This is a genomic window from Chakrabartyella piscis (assembly GCA_030067835.1).
Lineage (GTDB): Bacteria > Bacillota > Clostridia > Lachnospirales > Anaerotignaceae > Chakrabartyella > Chakrabartyella piscis.
Genome location: CP092441.1, coordinates 1,694,921 through 1,714,387, shown reverse-complemented (window position 1 = coordinate 1,714,387; position 19,467 = coordinate 1,694,921). Strand labels below are relative to the sequence as shown.

15 protein-coding genes and 1 riboswitch are annotated in these 19,467 nt (G+C 38.5%); of the genes, 1 reads left to right on the top strand and 14 read right to left on the bottom strand.

Translation table 11 applies throughout. The annotated features are described in order from the left end of the window. Nucleotides 1-67: 67 nt before the first annotated feature. From spoIVB to purE, 14 genes are all read right to left on the bottom strand, one after another. Nucleotides 68-1,318 carry a SpoIVB peptidase gene (spoIVB, locus tag MJY40_RS07650; protein ID WP_317853651.1) on the bottom strand — a complete coding sequence of 417 codons (1,251 nt, stop codon included), beginning with the start codon at nt 1,316-1,318 and terminating at the stop codon, nt 68-70. Nucleotides 1,319-1,525: 207 nt separating this feature from the next. Further along, nucleotides 1,526-3,202, bottom strand: a complete 1,677-nt coding sequence (locus MJY40_RS07645; protein ID WP_331488151.1) for a DAK2 domain-containing protein — start codon at nt 3,200-3,202, stop codon at nt 1,526-1,528. Between the two features lie 18 nt (nt 3,203-3,220). Next, nucleotides 3,221-3,577 carry an Asp23/Gls24 family envelope stress response protein gene (locus MJY40_RS07640; protein ID WP_317853650.1) on the bottom strand — a complete coding sequence of 119 codons (357 nt, stop codon included), beginning with the start codon at nt 3,575-3,577 and terminating at the stop codon, nt 3,221-3,223. Nucleotides 3,578-3,909: 332 nt separating this feature from the next. Continuing rightward, a complete protein-coding gene (locus MJY40_RS07635) occupies nt 3,910-7,608 on the bottom strand; it encodes a phosphoribosylformylglycinamidine synthase (protein WP_334305928.1) in 3,699 nt (1,232 codons plus the stop codon). Then, complete coding sequence (gene purD, locus MJY40_RS07630; RefSeq protein ID WP_317853648.1) at nt 7,605-8,867, bottom strand: phosphoribosylamine--glycine ligase; 1,263 nt, start codon at nt 8,865-8,867, stop codon at nt 7,605-7,607. The genes MJY40_RS07635 and purD overlap by 4 nt, the downstream gene beginning before the upstream one ends. Further along, on the bottom strand, nt 8,864-9,802 hold the full coding sequence (locus MJY40_RS07625) for an RsiV family protein (protein WP_317853647.1): 939 nt from the start codon (nt 9,800-9,802) through the stop codon (nt 8,864-8,866). Before MJY40_RS07625 ends, purD begins: the two co-directional genes overlap by 4 nt. A gap of 35 nt (nt 9,803-9,837) precedes the next feature. Then, a complete protein-coding gene (locus MJY40_RS07620) occupies nt 9,838-11,022 on the bottom strand; it encodes a phosphoribosylaminoimidazolecarboxamide formyltransferase (protein ID WP_317853646.1) in 1,185 nt (394 codons plus the stop codon). A gap of 23 nt (nt 11,023-11,045) precedes the next feature. Next, nucleotides 11,046-12,479, bottom strand: coding sequence for an adenylosuccinate lyase (gene purB, locus MJY40_RS07615; RefSeq protein WP_317853645.1), 1,434 nt, complete (start codon nt 12,477-12,479; stop codon nt 11,046-11,048). A gap of 12 nt (nt 12,480-12,491) precedes the next feature. Continuing rightward, a complete protein-coding gene (locus MJY40_RS07610; protein WP_331488246.1) occupies nt 12,492-13,214 on the bottom strand; it encodes an IMP cyclohydrolase in 723 nt (240 codons plus the stop codon). A gap of 70 nt (nt 13,215-13,284) precedes the next feature. Beyond that, nucleotides 13,285-13,887, bottom strand: a complete 603-nt coding sequence (purN, locus tag MJY40_RS07605; protein ID WP_317856386.1) for a phosphoribosylglycinamide formyltransferase — start codon at nt 13,885-13,887, stop codon at nt 13,285-13,287. Further along, the gene (gene purM / locus MJY40_RS07600; RefSeq protein WP_317856385.1) at nt 13,881-14,918 is read right to left on the bottom strand and encodes a phosphoribosylformylglycinamidine cyclo-ligase; all 1,038 of its coding nucleotides are present in this window, start codon (nt 14,916-14,918) and stop codon (nt 13,881-13,883) included. The genes purN and purM overlap by 7 nt, the downstream gene beginning before the upstream one ends. Then, entirely contained in the window at nt 14,902-16,362 is a 1,461-nt protein-coding gene (gene purF, locus MJY40_RS07595) for an amidophosphoribosyltransferase (RefSeq protein ID WP_331488245.1), read from the bottom strand. Before purF ends, purM begins: the two co-directional genes overlap by 17 nt. Nucleotides 16,363-16,433: 71 nt before the next feature. Further along, a complete protein-coding gene (gene purC, locus MJY40_RS07590) occupies nt 16,434-17,144 on the bottom strand; it encodes a phosphoribosylaminoimidazolesuccinocarboxamide synthase (protein WP_317856384.1) in 711 nt (236 codons plus the stop codon). Nucleotides 17,145-17,206: 62 nt separating this feature from the next. Continuing rightward, nucleotides 17,207-17,701, bottom strand: a complete 495-nt coding sequence (gene purE, locus MJY40_RS07585) for a 5-(carboxyamino)imidazole ribonucleotide mutase (protein WP_317856383.1) — start codon at nt 17,699-17,701, stop codon at nt 17,207-17,209. A 67-nt stretch (nt 17,702-17,768) separates the two neighbouring features. Then, nucleotides 17,769-17,889: riboswitch (ZMP/ZTP riboswitch) on the bottom strand. 172 nt (nt 17,890-18,061) lie between these two features. On the opposite strand from purE, the gene MJY40_RS07580 reads away from it, so the two are divergent. Continuing rightward, nucleotides 18,062-19,330: a dihydroorotase gene (locus MJY40_RS07580; protein WP_317856382.1), complete on the top strand. Its 1,269-nt coding sequence runs from the start codon at nt 18,062-18,064 to the stop codon at nt 19,328-19,330. Nucleotides 19,331-19,467 lie beyond the last annotated feature (137 nt).

The following is a 19,467-nucleotide window of genomic DNA, read 5'->3' as shown; positions in this document are numbered from 1 at the left end:
CATTTAAAACAATGTTTCAACTCTTTCACAGATGTTTTACTTCTTCTTTGGGCGAAATATGCAGTGGTTACGGATTTAGGGTATCTGCTGTTGACAACATATTTTGAATATAGATACCATAACCTCTGGTGGGATCGTTGACCAAAACATGAGTAACTGCACCAACAATCTTACCATTTTGTAAAATTGGAGAACCACTAATGCCTTGGACAATACCACCTGTTTTTGCAAGCAATTCTGGATCTGTAATGGTGATTTCCATATCCTTTCCAGATTGATTGGTAAATCCTGTGATTTCAATTGCATATTCCTTGGATTCGGTGCCTTCAATGTTTGCCAAAATGGTTGCACTACCCTTTTCAATTTCGTAATTGAGTGCCACTGGCAATGCAGTTTGTTCTGTGTTCATGTTTTCTGCCATCACACCATAAATACCTTCTGTGGTGTTGGAATAGACCTCACCAAGCACATCAGTCATATTCAAAGAACCACGCAATTCACCAGGTGTACCTGCTTTTCCTTGGACAATTTCTGTCAAAAGTGAAGTGTAAATGGTACCACCTTTAATTTCCATCAAATCCCCTGTATCCACATCATATACACCATGACCCAAACCACCAAATCCTCCAGTTTCTGGGTTATAATAGGTGATGGTTCCAATACCTTGGATACTATCACGCAACCAAATACCAATTTTATATTGCTGATCTATTTCACTCCAAATTGGTTCAATGATTTTGGTTGTGGTTTCACCATTTCTACTGACCAATAACTCGATGGATGCACCGTTGCAATTGCTGACCAACTGGGAAAGGGTTTCTTTGTTGATGAGTTGTTGCCCATTTCCTTCCAATAACAAATCACCTGTTTGTAAAATATTTTTGGCAGGTGCTACGGTTTCGTCATTTTCTGTGGTTACACTCCCTGTTTCCAAAACAAGCAATCCATTTGTTTCTAAGCTAATTCCTACTGTTTTACCTATGGGTACCAATGAGATTCGTTCCACTACTGTTGCATCAACGGTTTTGATTGGTATGGAATCGCAAAGATAGAAGGTGACTTCAGTTATACCCGTTTCAGTTGGTTCTGCCAAAACAGATGTACCAAGATGCAGTTGGAATTCATCTGCCAATGGCTTTGTAGACACACCCAAAACACCAATGGACTCTTCTGTTTTTGCTGTTATGGGCAATTGAAAGGATAACTCTACGGATTCACCCTTTGCAAGCTGTAATTCCTGTGGCAAAAGCCAATGCAAACACACAATAAATATAGTAGGTATCAAAAATAGACACGCTACAAATTTTTTTACCCACATATGCAACCACATCCCATCATAAAATTTTGAAACAAAAAAGTTTCATTTATAATGTGACCAGAAGAAATGTGCAATATTCAGAATAAAAAAGGTAAGCGACACAAATGACGGAATTTAGAACTTGTTAAATTTTGTTTTGATTTTTTGAATTGCACTCATGAAAAAAAGCCCATAGACCGAAATCTACAGGCTTTCAAAATCAAATGCTTATTCTACAGAAATGATGTAGTAATACAAAGGTTGATCCCCTTGTTGAATTTCCACTTCACAGTCAGGATATTCTTCTTCTACAAAAGCAGCAATTTCTTCTGCTTCTGCAAGAGATGCTTCACAACCATAGTAGATGCCAACCAATTCGCTATCATCTGTAATGGTTTTGCGTAAAGTTTCTTTGGTACCTTCTGCAATATCTTTTGCAACCACTTCAATTTTATCATTGAGCATACCCAAGATATCACCAGAAGTAATCACTTTATCTTCAAAGCTGGTATCACGCACTGCATATGTCACAGCAACTGTAGAAACACCACCAATGACATCTTTCATTTCATCTACCATATCATCCACATCGCCACCTTCACTATAACAGAACATAGCAGAGATACCTTGAGGAACAGATTTGGTTGGAATCACATGAATTTTTTTATCTTCACAAATTTTTTGTGCTTGTTCAGCTGCTAAAATGATGTTTTTATTGTTTGGTAATACAATTACGTGGTCTGCATTGATTTTTTCAACTGCACTCAAAATATCATCTGTACTTGGATTCATGGTTTGACCACCTTCGATGACCACATCTACACCAAGATTTTTGAAGATATCAGAAAGACCTTTACCAGCGGATACAGAAACAAAACCAATTGCTTTTTTAGGCATATTTTCAACAGGAACTTCTTCCACTGCTTTTGGAGCAACAGCTGCAGCAGCAGATTGTTCAAATTGAATTTGATTGGAGTGTTGTTCACGCATGTTATCAATTTTCAAACCACTCAAGCTACCGATTTCCAAAGCTTTTTCAATTGCCAAACCTGGATGATCTGTATGCACATGGATTTTGATGATATCTTCGTCACTGACACAAACAACGGAATCACCAATGGTTCCAAGGTAGGATTTTAATTTTTGAGATGTAGCTTCATCAGAATTTTTTACATTGATGAAGAATTCTGTACAATAGCCAAAAGTGATATCAGCTGGATCAATGGAAGTTACAGCTGCAAAGCTCACTTCTGATGTTTTGGATGGTTCCATAACAGTTACAGGACCTTCTTTGTCAATTTGTGCCAAAGCACCTTCCAATACAAACAACAAACCTCTACCACCAGCATCAACAACACCTGCTTGTTTCAATACAGGCAACATTTCAGGTGTTTGATCCAAAACTTCATGACCATAAGCAATAACGCCTTCTATGAATTCTTTAACATCTTCTGTTTCCAAAGCGAGTTTAGCACCAGCTTCTGCACATGCTTTTGCTACAGTCAAAATAGTACCTTCTTTTGGTTTCATAACTGCTTTGTAAGCGGTTTTGACAGCTTGATCCAATGCAACTGCAATCTCAGTAACACCTGCTTCTGCATAACCTTCTAAGCCTTTTGCAAAGCCACGGAACAATTGGGAAGTGATAACACCAGAGTTACCTCTTGCACCACGAAGGGCACCACTAGCAGACAATTTTGCAATTTCATCCACTCTAAGAGATTGGCTTTTTTCTGTTTCTCTAGCTGCTGCCAAAACGGTTAAAGACATATTGGTTCCTGTATCACCATCTGGAACAGGGAATACATTCATTGCATCCACCAAAACTTTATTTGCTGTCAATTCATTGGCTCCTGCAATCATCATTCTACTCAAACGAAGCCCATTTAACTTCAATATACTCACTGAAATTTCCTCCTAAACTCACTTGTCAACACGAACTCCGTCAACAAAAATATTCACTTCCTGTACTTCAAGACCTGTATATTCCATAACAGAATATTTAACGGTACTGATGATATTGTCTGCAATTGCAGAAATATTGGTACCATATTCCACGATGATATGCAAATCCATGCTTACTTGATTTTCATTTACACGCATTTTGATGCCTTTTGTCAAACTTTCAATTTTCAAAAGTTGAACCAAACCATCTTTTACATTTTTTGCTGCCATACCTACGATGCCATAACATTCCATTGCTGCAAAGCCTGCGATTCTTGCAACGACTTCTTGACTAATGCTAATGGTGCCATGTTCATTGATTAATCTTGCTGCCATAATTTCAGCCTCCTATCTCAATCACTAAAACTAGTTTAGGATTATTTCCTTTATTGCATAGTTTGCATAAAAGCAGAGAAAGCAAGATGCTAAGGAAGCAATTATTGCACTTATGCAATATGATTGATTTCTTGGTACCCTCATTTGCGTCGCAAATGTATCCAAATACTCGCAGAGTATTGGATATTCTCTGTTTTTTTAATCAACACATTATATCATGATTTCATTGGATTTTAAAGGTTTTTTATGGATTTCTTTGAAAAAAGCGCAAAGAAAAGGCGAATTACTGGGATTTCCCCAAATAATTCGCCTTAATATTGATGTTTTCTATCTTATTTGAAATATTTTACTGCAGAAGCAAAGAGACCCATATCATATTTGCCTTCTACATTTTGATACAAACCAGAACCAATACGTTCAGAATGACCCATTTTACCAATGACACGACCATCAGGAGAAATCAAACCTTCGATGGCACATGATGAACCATTTGGATTGAACTGAATGTCATTTGTTGGCAAACCATTTGCATCCACATATTGTGTCAAAATTTGACCTTTTGCTACCAATTCCTGAATCAGCTTGTCATCTGCAAGCAAACGACCTTCCCCGTGGGAAATAGGCACTGTAAACACATCGCCAGCAGATACATTCATCAACCAAGGTGACTTATTGGAAGCCACACGTGTTTGCACCAATTTGGATTGATGACGATGAATTGTATTGTAAGACAATGTTGGGCAAGTTTCATCTGTATCCATAATCTTACCAAATGGCACAAGACCCAATTTGATGAGTGCTTGGAACCCGTTACAAATACCACACATCAAACCATCTTTTTCTTCCAAAAGGTTGGTTACCACATCTTTGATTTCTGGATTTCTAAAGAATGCTGTGATGAATTTACCAGAACCATCAGGTTCGTCACCACCAGAGAAACCACCTGGAATAAAGATCATTTGAGACTGCTCCACATCTTTTGCAAAACGAGAAATGGAATCTGCAATACCAGATGCAGACAAGTTGTTGATGACAAAGATTTCTGCCTTTGCACCAGCTGCTTCTACTGCTTTTGCAGAGTCAAACTCACAGTTTGTACCAGGGAATACTGGAATCAAAACTTTAGGTTTTGCAAAACTTGTGCTAGCTTTATAGGTTTCAGTTGCGTTGTATGTGAAAGTAGGTACTTCAGCTGTTTCAGAAGGAATGTCATTGCAAGGATAGATTTCTTCCAATTTGCCTTCATAAGCAGCACTCAAATCAGCCATATCCACAACAACATCACCACAAACGATAGATTTTGCTTCTGCTGTTTCACCCAAAAGGATACCAGCTTCTACTTCCCCTGTCATTTCCAAAACAAAGCCACCATAAGCGTAACCAAAGATTTGTTCTGCTGTGATGTCATCTGCATAGGAGAAACCGATTTCGTTACCAAGACCCATTTTGAGGATTGCTTCTGCAACGCCACCGAAAGTTGGTGTATAAGCAGAAACTACTTTTCCTGATCTCATAAGGTTTGTTACAGTTTCAAAGTTTGCTCTAAGGCTTGCAACCACTGGCAAACCAGCAGCATCGTATTCAGGTAAAAGCAAAGCTACTTTGTGACCAGCAGATTTGAATTCATTGGACACAATTTCACCAATTTCTTCTGTTGTGACAGCAAAGGAAACCAATGTTGGAGGTACATCGATGTCTTCGAAGCTACCACTCATGGAATCTTTACCACCAATTGCTGCAATTTCCAAGTCTTTTTGTGCCATGAAAGCACCCAACAATGCAGCCAATGGTTTGCCCCAACGTTTGCCATCTTTCATAGGTTTTTCAAAGTATTCTTGGAAAGAAAGATATACATCTTCAAATTTAGCACCTGTTGCAACCAATTTTGCTACAGATTCCACTACAGCCAAGTATGCACTGTGATATGGGCTTGCATCTGCAATCAAAGGATTGTAACCCCAAGCCATAACGGAACATGTTGTGGTATCGTGTTTTTCAACAGACACTTTGTTGACCATTGCTTGAATTGGTGTTCTTTGTGTTTTACCACCAAATGGCATCAAAACAGTACCAGCACCAATTGTGGAGTCGAAACGTTCAGACAAACCACGTTTGGAACAGATATTGAGATCTCCTGCCAAAGCAACATAACCTACTTTGAAATCAGAAGGAATTTCTTTTGTAATTTCTTTTGGAGCTGCTGGAGTAATGGAAATGTGTTTTTCTGCACCATTGGAATCCAAGAATGCACGAGAAACATTGACAATATCTTTGCCATTCCATTGCATTACAAGACGTGGTTCTGCTTTTACTTCTGCAACAACGCTTGCTTCCAAGTTTTCTGCATAAGCCAATTCACAGAAACGAGCCACATCATCTTTTTCTACAACAACTGCCATTCTTTCTTGGGATTCACTGATTGCAAGTTCTGTACCATCCAAACCATCGTATTTTTTAGGTACTGCATTCAAATTGATCACCAAACCATCAGCCAATTCACCGATAGCAACAGAAACACCACCAGCACCAAAGTCATTACAACGTTTGATGAGTTTGGATGCTTCTGCATTTCTAAAGAGACGTTGCAATTTACGTTCTTCTGGAGCATTACCTTTTTGGACTTCTGCACCACAGCTTTCCAAAGATTCCACTGTATGGGATTTGGAAGAACCAGTTGCACCACCACAACCATCACGACCTGTTCTACCACCCAAAAGGATAACAATATCAGAATCTTCTGGTACTTCACGACGTACATTTTCCATTGGAGCTGCACCAATCACTGCACCAATTTCCATACGTTTTGCAACATATCCTGGATGATACAATTCATCTACTTGACCAGTTGCCAAACCAATTTGGTTCCCATAGGAACTATAACCAGCTGCTGCAGTTGTCACAATTTTTCTTTGTGGTAATTTACCAGGAATGGTTTCAGATACAGGGACAGTTGGATCAGATGCACCAGTTACACGCATTGCAGCATATACATAGGATCTACCAGACAATGGGTCACGAATAGCACCACCGATACAAGTTGCTGCACCACCAAAAGGTTCGATTTCTGTTGGATGGTTGTGTGTTTCATTTTTGAACAAAAGCAACCATTTTTCCATTTTGCCTTCAACGTTTACATCGATTTTTACGGTACAAGCATTGATTTCATCGGATTCATCTAGTTTTGTCAATTTACCTTCTTGTTTCAAGAATTTTGCAACGATAGTACCCATATCCATCAAGTTGATGGGTTTGGTTCTACCAATTGCTTCTCTTGTTTTGATGTATTCTGCATATGCTCCTTGCAACAACTCATCTTCAAATGTAATATCGTCAATGGTTGTGAGGAATGTGGTGTGACGACAGTGGTCAGACCAGTATGTATCAATCATTTTGATTTCTGTGATGGTTGGATCACGTTGTTCTGTTTGGAAATATGCTTGACAAGTTTTGATATCATCCAAATCCATAGCAAGACCCATGTTTTTGACGATATCAGCCAAAGCAGTTTCATCCATGCCACAGAAACCATCTACAGTAGCCACTTCTGTTGGAATGTCATATTGTGCCACCAATGTTGCAATTGGTTCCAAGGATGCTTCACGAGCCTCCACAGGGTTGATTACATATTTCTTGATGAGAGATACTTCTTCTGCTGTCAAATTACCTTCCAAAAGATAAACTTTCGCAGTACGAACCAATGGACGTTCTTGTTTGGAGATGATTTGAATACATTCCGCAGCAGAATTTGCTCTTTGGTCGAATTGACCTGGAAGATATTCCACAGCAAACACAACATCAGCACCAGCTGGCACTTCATCCAAAAGGTTGTCTAATTGTGGTTCAGAGAATACAGTTGTTTTACATGCTGCAAACAATTCTGCATCCAAGTTTTCTGCATCGTAACGGTTCAACAAACGAAGTCCTGTCAAACCTTTGATACCAAGTAAGTTTACAATGTCATGACGCAAAGAATCTGCTTCTGAAGTCAATCCATTTTTCTTTTCTACATAAATTCTAAATACCATGCTTATACCTCCGCAGCAAGTGCTTTTTGTCCAATATCTTTACGGTAATATGCATTTTCAAATGATACGGTTTCCACTGTTGCATATGATTTTTGGATGGCTTCAGCTAATGTATCTGCCACTTCTGTGACACCGAGTACACGACCACCACCACTTAAGATTGCATCGCCTTCTTTTTTGGCACCAGCGATGTAAATGGTTTCATTGTTTTCTGGCAATGTGATTGGGAATCCAGTTTCGTATTTCTGTGGATATCCTTCAGATGCCATAATGACACAACAAGCAGATTTGTTACTGAATTTCACCTCTGCTTCTGCCAATGTACCCTTTGCAATGTGTTGCATAATGGTAAGCAAATCACTTTCCAAAAGTGGCAACACAACTTGTGTTTCAGGATCGCCAAAACGACAATTGTATTCAATAACCTTTACACCATTTGGAGTCAACATCAAACCAAAGTATAAGCAACCTTTGAAGGTTCTATCTTCTTGATTCATTGCTTCCATTGTAGGAATAAAGATGGTTTCCATACATTCTTTTGCAATTGCTTCTGTGTAATATGGGTTTGGAGCGATTGTTCCCATACCACCAGTATTGAGACCCATGTCTCCATCCAAAGCACGTTTGTGATCCATGGAAGATACCATAGGAATCATTGTCTTACCATCTGTAAAAGCAAGTACAGATACTTCTGGACCTGTCAAAAATTCTTCCACAACAATATGATCACCACTTGCACCAAAGATTTTATCTGCCATCATAGATTTGACAGCATCCTTTGCTTCTTCCCGTGTCATTGCAATGACAACACCTTTGCCAAGTGCCAAACCATCTGCTTTGATCACTGTTGGTATTGGTGCAGTATCCAAGTATGTAAGTGCTGCTTCCATATTGTCAAAGATTTCATATGCTGCTGTTGGAATGTTGTATTGTTTCATCAAGTTTTTGGAGAATACTTTGCTGCCTTCCAGGATTGCTGCACGAGCATTTGGTCCAAAACAAGGAACACCAACTTTTTCCAAAGCATCTACAGCACCCAAAACAAGAGGATCATCAGGTGCAACTACAGCGAAATCAATTTGATTTTCCACAGCAAAAGCAACCATACCTTCTATATCTTTTGCACCAATGTTGACACAAGTTGCATCTTCTGCCATACCACCGTTGCCTGGTAAAACAAAAATTTCTGTTACATCTTTGTTTTCTTTGATTTTTCTCACGATGGTGTGTTCACGTCCACCGCTACCAATTACCATAACTTTCATGTCAAATCCTCCATGCTTTCTTGCATATACGCTGCTTTCAAATGTGCTGGAATTGTAATGGAAACACCACCATATACCCCTGCTGCAATTTCATATTTGTCAAAATAAATGGAAACTTCATCATTTTCTAACATAAAATCAAATTCTGCAACAGAAAGTGTGGCAACATCATCCCAATAGATTTCACCAGATGGAATGTCTATTTGTTCCAATTCTGCAATCACCATTTCTTTGAGTTCCGCTTCTGTTTCTTCCACAACATCCAATAGATTCAGTGGATTTCCAGTTTGTGGATCAAAATAATATGTTTGCATACCATAACCTACTGTGCCACCAAAGAATCCTTCATAGGATATGGAAACTCCATAGATATTTGGTGTATCCATCACAATGATTGCATTGTTTATATCACAGAATGCCACTTCCAAGGTTTCTTCTCGTTGCAAACGTTGTTCCATATCTTGCAAAATAGTCCATAGACTGCTATGTTCAGTGGCTTGTTCTGCAAAGAAATCTTCTTGTAAATCATTGAAAAAGTCATTAATTTTTTGATAACCATCTGTTTCATCTGTGATGATTGGAATTTCAAAATACAACTCATGATTATATTTTTCAAAACGCAAGAATGTACGTTTGATACCACGTTCTTTGTCATTGGAAACCACAATTTTATAAAAATCATCTGTATCAATACCCATATCAGGTATCAAGTCAGTGCTTCTTTTTTCAGTTGCAATGGTTTCTGTTGTATCAACCTTAATAGGAACTTCTTCGACAACTTCTGTATACCCTTCTGGCTCTTTAATGACTGTACTTGTAGAGGTTTCTGCTACTTCAGATTCCTCCACAGGTACTACAGTTTGACAACCAGTTAGGATAACAAATGAAATCACCATACAGGTTATCATAATTGTTATTTTTCGTATCATATTCATGATATCAATTCACCTCAATTGGTATGAAACAGTTCTTAGTGATGGAACAAACGCATACCAGTGAATGCCATTGCAATGTCATATTTATCACAAGTTGCAATAACATTGTCATCACGAATGGAGCCACCTGGTTGTACAATATAGGAAACGCCACTTTTCTTAGCACGTTCAATGTTATCACCAAACGGGAAGAATGCATCACTACCTACAGAAACACCAGAAAGTGTTGCAAGATATGCTTTTTGTTCTTCTCTTGTGAAAGGTTCTGGTTTTGTGGAGAACAATGTTTCCCAAACGCCATCAGCCAAAACATCTTCATATTCATCAGAAATATATACATCAATTGTGTTATCTCTATCAGGTCTACCAACAGTTGGCAAAAATGGCAAGTTCAAAACCTTTGGATTTTGACGCAAATGCCAAACATCTGCTTTGCTACCAGCCAAACGTGTACAGTGGATTCTGGATTGTTGACCAGCACCAACACCAATTGCTTGTCCATCTTTTACGAAACAAACAGAGTTGGATTGTGTGTATTTCAAAGTGATAAGAGCGATTACCAAGTCTCTTTTTGCTTCTTCTGAAAGGTTTTTGTTTGTTGTTGGCAAGTTTTCCAAAAGGGAAGCATCAATTTTATAGTTGTTTCTACCTTGTTCAAATGTAATACCATAAACTTGTTTCAACTCTTGTACTTCTGGTACATAGTTAGGGTCAATTTTTACGATATTATAATTGCCATTACGTTTTGTTTTGAGGATTTCCAATGCTTCTGGTGTATAATCAGGAGCAATGATACCATCTGATACTTCTCTTTTGATGATAGATGCAGCAACAGCATCACATGTATCACTAAGAGCAATCCAGTCACCGAAAGAACACATTCTATCAGTACCTCTAGCACGAGCATAAGCCAAAGCAATTGGAGATTCGTCCAAACCTTCAATATCATCCACAAAACAAGCTTTTTTCAAATCATCGCTCATTGGTGTTCCAACAGCAGCAGATGTAGGACTTACGTGTTTGAAAGATGTTGCAGCAGGCATACCCAAAGCTTCTTTCAATTCTTTGACCAATTGCCAGCTATTGAAAGCATCCAAAAAGTTGATGAAACCAGGTTTACCACTCAAAATTTCAAGTGGAAAATCAGCACCATTTGCCATAAAAATACGAGCTGGTTTTTGGTTAGGGTTACAACCATATTTCAATTCCAATTCATTCATTTTATAAAATCCTCCTTAGGATATCAAACTTTGAGTTCTGATTCTACATTGCCTTTGTAACATCTTGCAACGATAGGTTCTGCAATTTCTGCAATGAATTCATCCACTTGTTCTGCACTTCTACCAATATAAAGGGATGGATTGAGTTCTGCTTCGATTTCTTCCAAAGTGAGTGGGAATGCAGGATCAGCAGCGATTCTTTCAATTAAATCGTTTACGCCACCTTCCAATTTCACTTTTGCAGCAGCAGCGTGGGAATGTGTACGCAAACCTTCATGCAATTCTTGTCTGTTGCCACCTTTTTTTACAGATTTCATCATGATATTTTCTGTTGCCATGAAAGGCAATTTTTCCATAACACGACGTGTGACAACTTTATCATAAACCACCAAACCAGCAGTTACATTCATATAAATATTGAGGATTGCATCCACAGCCAAGAATGCTTCTGCAACGGAAATACGTTTGTTTGCAGAGTCATCCAATGTTCTTTCAAACCATTGTGTACCAGCTGTCAAAGCAGGGTTCAAGGAATCTACAATTACGTATCTAGCCAAAGCAGAAATACGCTCACTTCTCATAGGATTTCTCTTATATGGCATTGCAGAGGAACCAATTTGATTTTTTTCAAAAGGTTCTTCCATTTCTTCAAAGGATTGCAACAAACGCATATCGTTGGAGAATTTGTAAGCACTTTGTGCAAAGCCAGAAAGCACTGCCAAGAAATATGCATCCACTTTTCTGGAGTATGTTTGACCAGAAACAGGAACCACACCATCAAAGCCCATATCTGCTGCAATCATTTCTTCCATTTTTTTGATTTTGGCACTATCGCCTTCAAACAATTCCACAAAACTTGCTTGTGTGCCTGTTGTACCTTTGGAACCAAGCATAAGGAGTTTTTCCATTCTGTGTTCCAATTCTTCCATATCTTGCACCAATTCATAAATCCAAAGTGTTGCACGTTTACCCACTGTTGTCAGCTGTGCTGGTTGCAAATGTGTATATCCAAGACATGGAAGTTCTTTATATTCTTTTGCAAATTCAGAAAGGTTTTTTACAACTTGTGCTGCTTTTTGCAACATGATTTCAGATGCTTCTTTCATGATGACAACATCAGTATTGTCACCTACATAACAAGAAGTTGCACCCAAGTGGATGATAGGTTCTGCATTTGGGCATTGTTGTCCATATGCATATACATGGCTCATAACGTCATGGCGTACAATGCGTTCTCTTTCTTCAGCGACTTCGAAGTTGATATCATCTTTGAATGCTTCCAGTTCTGCAATTTGTTCATCTGTAATATCAAGACCCAATTCTTTTTCAGCTTTTGCAAGTGCAATCCAAAGTTTTCTCCAAGTTTTGAATTTGAAACTTTCAGAGAAAATCCCTTGCATTTCTTTGCTGGAATATCTAGTTGAAAACGGGGAAATATAAATATCTTTTTGACTCATAGGACATCCTCCTTATTGGTTCTTGTTGATCATACGGTTTTCCACAGCACCTGTTTCCAAGTCTACATATCTTACGTAAAGAGAAATTTTGTTTTCTGCATTGAGGTTTTCCCAAATATCAGCGGTGAATGCATCAATATCAGCTACCATAGCCACTCTTTTGGGTTCTCCTTGGAAGGTTGGAAGTGGATCTGCGTTCCAAGCATATGTGTGAATGAAATGTCCCAAACCATTTACAGATGGATAGGAATATGTGTATCTATTGCAAGCAGTGCCTTCAGCATCAGCACTTTTGAGGATACTCATTTTATATGTAAAATCAGATTCGCCAAATGTCAACATACCGCTGATTCTTGGTGTGAGATTTGGTGCATCTGGTTCAAATTCTCTTGTGTCAAGGGCATCTTCAAAGGATTTACCTTCTTTGATGAAATTATAAATGGTATCTGTTTGATCGCCATTTGTTACAATCAATTTGTTTTCGTGTTTTTTGATTGGAGAATAGATAATGAGGGATGGATCTTCCACTTTGGATTCATCATGAGGATAAATCATCACTTCGTCATTTTCTTTTTCCACAAACACACGATTTCTACTATTTTCACTACGTCCCATAATGAAATAACCAAATACTGCTTTTTTGCCATCTTCTGCTTTACCAATGACAATACCACGACCTACATATGGATCTGCACTGACCCATGCACCAATGCTTTGTTTATCATAAATTCCCATTTCAAACATCCCTTCTATGTATAACACGTAACGGGCGGATATGGAATCCGCCCCTACAGTTGTATCTATCTTATTGTTTTAATTTTTTTGCCACCAATTCCACTGCTTTTGGCAACAAAATCCATTCTGCTTCTTCCATCACTCGTTTTTGCAATACTTCTGGTGTATCACCATCCAAGATTTCCACTGCTTTTTGCAAGATGATTTCGCCACCATCTGGAATTTCATTGACATAATGTACTGTTGCACCAGTGACTTTCACACCATATTCCAGTGCCGCTTCGTGTACATGCAATCCATAGAAACCTTTGCCACAAAAAGATGGAATCAAAGCTGGATGCACATTGACAATGCGTTTTGGATAAGCGGAAGTAAATCCTTCACCCAAAATGGACATAAAACCAGCCAAAACAATCATATCAATGTTGTGTTCTGCCATAACTTCTTTTACATGCGCTTCATAAGCATCTTGTGTATCAAAGTTTTTGCGTTTCACAACAACAGATGCAATGTTATTTTGTTCTGCACGTGTCAAAGCATATGCACCATCATTGCTTGCCAAAACCAAAGCGATTTCACCACTTGGAATTTCACCTCTGAGTTGTGCATCAATGAGTGCTTGCAAGTTGGTACCGCCACCAGAAACAAAAACAGCAATTCTTGTTTTTAGCATATGGTTACACCTTCCTCAGAAGCAACGATTTCACCAATGACATAAGCATCTTCACCATTTGCTTTTAAGATAGCAATTGTTTTTTCTACGTCTTCTTTTGCAACGATTGCAGTCATACCAACACCCATATTGAATGTGTTGAACATATCACGTTCTGGTACATTGCCTTCTTTTGCAATTAAATCGAAAATAGGCAATACACGCACTGCACTTCTATCAATTTTAGCACCAAGACCCTTTGGAATGCTTCTAGGGATGTTTTCATAGAAACCACCACCTGTGATATGAGAAACGCCTTTTACAGTGATTTCATCAAATACAGCCAACATAGGTTTGATGTAGATTTTGGTTGGTGTCAAAAGTGTTTCACCAAGAGATTTGCCACCCAACTCTGCAACTGGTGCTTTCATATCTCTATTTTCTACATCAAATACTTTACGAACCAAAGAGAAACCATTGGAATGTACACCACTAGAAGGAATACCGATGATCACATCTCCTTCCCCCATTGTGCTATTGTCCAAGACTTTATCTTTGTCTACGATACCCACTGTAAAACCAGCCATATCGTATTCGTCTTCTGGATAGAAACCAGGCATTTCTGCTGTTTCACCACCAATAAGAGCTGCACCAGATTGTACACAGCCTTCTGCAATACCAGAAACCATTGCTGCAATACGTTCTGGATAGTTTTTGCCTACAGCAATATAATCCAAGAAGAACAAAGGTTTTGCACCAACACAAAGGACATCATTTACACACATAGCCACACAGTCAATACCAACAGTGTCATGCTTGTCCATAAGAAAAGCCATTTTGAGTTTTGTACCAACACCGTCAGTACCACTTACCAATACAGGTTTGTTGATGCCTGTCATATCCAACTCAAACAAACCACCAAATCCACCAATTGCAGACATAACACCAGATGTCATAGTTTTTGCAATGTGTTCTTTCATCAATTCAACTGCTTGGTATCCCGCAACGATATCCACACCAGCTGCTTTATAGCTTTCACTCTGACTTTTCATTTTTGAGCTTTCTCCTTTCGCTGAGCTTCATTTCAAATCTATTTTTATGGGATTCTGTTGGCACATCTGTAGGGTAGCAACCATTGAAACATGCAGAACAATAGCCTTCACCCTTTGGAGTACCAATCAACATACCCAAATGATCCACATCCAAATATCCCAAACTATCTGCACCAATCACTTCTGCAATTTCTGGAATGGTATATTTACATGCAATCAAATTTTCTCTGGAATCAATATCTGTACCATAGAAACAAGGATTTTTGAATGGAGGTGCTGAGGAACGCATATGTACTTCCAATGCTCCAGCATCACGCAACAATTTTACGATTCTAGCACATGTGGTACCACGTACAATGGAGTCATCCACCATAACCACACGTTTGCCTTCTACTGTTTCTTTGACTACATTCAATTTGATTTTGACTTTATCTTCACGCACTGCTTGTCCAGGTGCAATGAAAGTTCTACCAATATATTTATTTTTGATGAAACCCATACCATAAGGGATACCAGATTGTCTGGAATAGCCAATTGCAGCATCCAAACCAGAATCAGGAACACCAATTACCACATCTGCTTGTACAGGATGTTCCATTGCAAGACAGGCACCCGCTTTTACACGAGCTGCATGTACACTATGTCCATCGATTTTGGAATCTGGTCTAGCAAAGTAAATGTATTCAAAGATACAAGTGGTTTGAGGTACTTTGTTGCAATGTTCTGTGATACTTTGGATACCATCTTCGCTAAATACAACAATTTCACCAGGTAAAATATCACGAATAAAGGTTGCACCAACTGCATCCAAAGCACAAGTTTCAGAAGAAACGATATATCTACCATCTTCTGTTTGACCATAACAAAGTGGTCTGAAACCATTTGGGTCTCTTGCAGCAATCATTTTTGCAGCAGACATTACTACCAATGAATATGCACCTTTGATACGATTCATGGCTTTGGAAACCGCTTCTTCAATGGATTTTGCAGTCAATCTTTCTTTTGTAATCATATAAGAAATGACTTCTGTATCGTTTGTTGTGTGGAAGATGGAACCTTGCAGCTCCAATTCTTGACGCAACTCAAAGGAATTGACCAAGTTACCATTGTGTGCCAAAGCCAATTTACCTTTGATATGGTTGACAACAATAGGTTGTGCATTGACACGTTCGTTGCCACCTGTTGTGGAATAACGTACATGACCAATTGCAATGTTACCTTCGCCCAAGGTACTCATAATTTGTGGTGTGAAAATATCATTCACCAAACCAGGATCTTTGTGATGTCTAAAAATACCATCATCATTGACAACAATACCAGCACTTTCTTGTCCCCTATGTTGCAGAGCAAACAAACCATAATAGGTTGTTGCTGCCACATTGGTTGTTTCCAATCCAAAGACGCCAAAGACGCCACATTCTTCATGGATTTCATTCATACTCATATTTGCACCTCGCAATAGATAGTTAGGCAACACCGCTAATCAAGGTTATGCGGTATTACCTTAGTAGACAATTATTCACCCATCAAACGTTTCAAGATTTCTTGGTATGCATCTTCTACATTGCCCAAATCTCTACGGAATCTATCTTTATCCAATTTTTCACCTGTTACTGTATCCCAGAAACGGCATGTGTCAGGAGAAATTTCATCTGCCAAAACGATTGTTCCATCAGAAAGTTTACCAAATTCCAATTTGAAGTCAATAAGTTCGATGTTTGCTTCTTTGAGGTATGCACCCAAAATTTCATTTACTTTGAAGGAGTATTCTGCAATCAAATCAACTTCTTCTTTTGTAGCCCATTTCATAGCCATAATGTGGTATTCGTTTACCATTGGATCACCCAAAGCGTCATCTTTGTAGCAGAATTCCAAAACAGTTTCTTGCATTTTAACGCCTTCTTCCAAACCAAGACGTTTTGCCAAAGAACCAGCAGCAATGTTTCTAACGATTACTTCCAAAGGAACGATGCTTACTTTTTTCACTACTGTTTCACGATCAGAAAGTTCTTCCACAAAGTGAGTAGGAATACCTTTTGCTTCCAACATTTTCATCAAATGATTTGTTACACGGTTGTTGATAGCACCTTTGCCAAGGATAGTACCTTTCTTTTCGCCATTGAAAGCTGTTGCATCATCTTTGTAGGATACGATACACATGTTTTCATCGCTTGTAGCATACACTTTTTTTGCTTTGCCTTCGTACATTTGAATTGTTTTTTCCATTTTGAAAGTCTCCTTTTTCTTTTGACCCTATATATAATATTTAAAATATTGTGATTCAAAAATTATTTTGCATATTTAGCAGAAATGATACGATCTTTTTCCAAAACTGCTGCTGCACCTGCTGCTCTTGCTTCTGTCAATTTTTTTGCCAATTCCTCATCAGAAACAGACAAAATTTGAATTGCAAGAAGTGCAGCATTTTCTGCGCCATCAATTGCAACTGTTGCAACTGGCAATCCACTTGGCATTTGCACTGTGGAAAGCAATGCATCCAAACCGTCTAATGTAGAGGATTTGATGGGAATTCCGATTACAGGCAATGTTGTATTTGCTGCCATAGCACCAGCAAGATGAGCCGCTTTACCAGCAGCTGCAATAATTGTACCAAAACCATTTTCTCTTGCATTCATAGCGAATGCTCTTGCTTCTTCGGGTGTTCTATGTGCTGAATACACATGCATTTCAAATGGCACACCATATTTTTCCAATGTGATTGCCGCTTTTTCTACGATAGGAAAATCGCTATCGCTACCCATAAGAATTCCAACTTTTTTCATGTTAATCCTCCTAAAAACTTAAATACATAATTTACACACAAAAATAGACAGTTCCTTCCCTTTGGAATTGAACTGCCCAGACGGTCGACATAGGCACAGTTCTTTGATCATACAATCATGACCATACCAAGGTTATACTTTTTGCTCCCCTGTGGTAATCCACATCTCCGTCAGTTGCAAAAAGCTTTGTTTACTTCATAAGTGTACACAAAAAAGTCTTTTCTGTCAATTCAAAGCCAACTAAAATTGAAGGGATTATAGAAAAAAACGACTTGACACATTCAAAACCCTGTGCTATACTACTGACAATTTGTAAACATATACCGAATACTTTTTGTATTAAGGAAGGAGCAATGCCAAATGAACTACATTATATCCAATGTTTCCACATTTATTGAAAATAGATTTGTAAAATCCAACATATTTATTCAAGATGGTATCATTTCTGATATTTCTTCTGCTGATTCTCCTAATTCTTATGAGGGAGAACTTTTGCGATTTGAAAATTCATATATACTACCTGGTTTTATTGATGTTCATGTACATCTAAGAGAACCGGGCTTTTTTTATAAAGAGACCATCGAAACCGGCAGCAAAGCTGCTGCACATGGTGGATATACCACTGTTTGTGCAATGCCCAATTTGAATCCAACACCTGATTCCTATGAAAATTTGAAGCCACAACTGGAAAGTATTGAAAAAAATGCTTGTATCCATGTACTACCTTATGGCACAATAACCATCGGCGAACTTGGCAAAGAGCTTGCAAATTTAAAGGAAATGGCACCTTATGTGTGTGGATTTAGCGATGATGGACGTGGCGTACAAGATGACGAAATGATGAAATCTGCCATGAAACAAATCAAAGAATTGGATATGATTTTGGCAGCACATTGTGAAGACAATTCTCTACTCTTTGGAGGATACATCCATGATGGAGAATATGCCAAAGAACATGGTCATAAAGGTATTTGTTCTGCCAGTGAATGGAAACAAGTGGAACGTGATTTGAAGCTTGTAAAAGAAATTGGATGTAAGTATCATGTGTGTCACATCTCTTGCAAAGAAACCGTTGATATCATTCGAAGAGCAAAAGCTGAAGGTGTGAATGTGACTTGTGAAACGGGTCCTCATTACCTTGTGATGAACGACTCTATGTTACAAGAAGATGGTAGATTTAAAATGAATCCACCCATTCGTTCTGAAGAAGATAGACAAGCGTTGCTCAACGGTCTTTTGGATGGTACCATTGATATGATTGCAACAGACCACGCACCACATTCTGCAGAAGAAAAATCCAAAGGTCTCCAAGGTAGCGCAATGGGTATTGTTGGTTTGGAAACAGCATTTCCGGTGTTGTATACAGAACTAGTGCATACAGGAATTCTTTCCTTAGAAAAACTTGTGGAATTGATGCACACAAACCCAAGAAAACGCTTTGGAATTGGTACTGAATTTGCAGTTGGACAACCAGCCGATTTCACCGTCTACAATTTGGATAGCAAATATGTAATTGACCCAGAAACCTTCCTTTCCAAAGGACATGCGACTCCATTCACTGGAAAAGAAGTACAAGGTGAATGCGTTTTGACCATGTGTGGTGGAAAGATTGCATATCAAAAAATATAACTTGAAATCAGGATTTCAAGTTGTGGGCAGAGGTGAAAAAGACGATTTCCTCGTGCCAACTCTTTGGAAGGCTTCTTTGAAGCACCTAGAAATCGCTTTTGTCCTCGACAGGAATGAATCCTGTCTGCGGATTAAAG

Excerpts from the sequence above, each read along its gene's own strand:
- spoIVB (WP_317853651.1), bottom strand. The coding sequence starts at position 1,318 with ATGTGGGTAAAAAAATTTGTAGCGTGTCTATTTTTGATACCTACTATA.
- MJY40_RS07640 (WP_317853650.1), bottom strand. The coding sequence starts at position 3,577 with ATGGCAGCAAGATTAATCAATGAACATGGCACCATTAGCATTAGTCAA.
- purD (WP_317853648.1), bottom strand. The coding sequence starts at position 8,867 with ATGAAAGTTATGGTAATTGGTAGCGGTGGACGTGAACACACCATCGTG.
- MJY40_RS07625 (WP_317853647.1), bottom strand. The coding sequence starts at position 9,802 with ATGAATATGATACGAAAAATAACAATTATGATAACCTGTATGGTGATT.
- MJY40_RS07620 (WP_317853646.1), bottom strand. The coding sequence starts at position 11,022 with ATGAATGAATTGGAATTGAAATATGGTTGTAACCCTAACCAAAAACCA.
- purB (WP_317853645.1), bottom strand. The coding sequence starts at position 12,479 with ATGAGTCAAAAAGATATTTATATTTCCCCGTTTTCAACTAGATATTCC.
- MJY40_RS07610 (WP_331488246.1), bottom strand. The coding sequence starts at position 13,214 with ATGGGAATTTATGATAAACAAAGCATTGGTGCATGGGTCAGTGCAGAT.
- purN (WP_317856386.1), bottom strand. The coding sequence starts at position 13,887 with ATGCTAAAAACAAGAATTGCTGTTTTTGTTTCTGGTGGCGGTACCAAC.
- purM (WP_317856385.1), bottom strand. The coding sequence starts at position 14,918 with ATGAAAAGTCAGAGTGAAAGCTATAAAGCAGCTGGTGTGGATATCGTT.
- purF (WP_331488245.1), bottom strand. The coding sequence starts at position 16,362 with ATGAGTATGAATGAAATCCATGAAGAATGTGGCGTCTTTGGCGTCTTT.
- purC (WP_317856384.1), bottom strand. The coding sequence starts at position 17,144 with ATGGAAAAAACAATTCAAATGTACGAAGGCAAAGCAAAAAAAGTGTAT.
- purE (WP_317856383.1), bottom strand. The coding sequence starts at position 17,701 with ATGAAAAAAGTTGGAATTCTTATGGGTAGCGATAGCGATTTTCCTATC.
- MJY40_RS07580 (WP_317856382.1), top strand. The coding sequence starts at position 18,062 with ATGAACTACATTATATCCAATGTTTCCACATTTATTGAAAATAGATTT.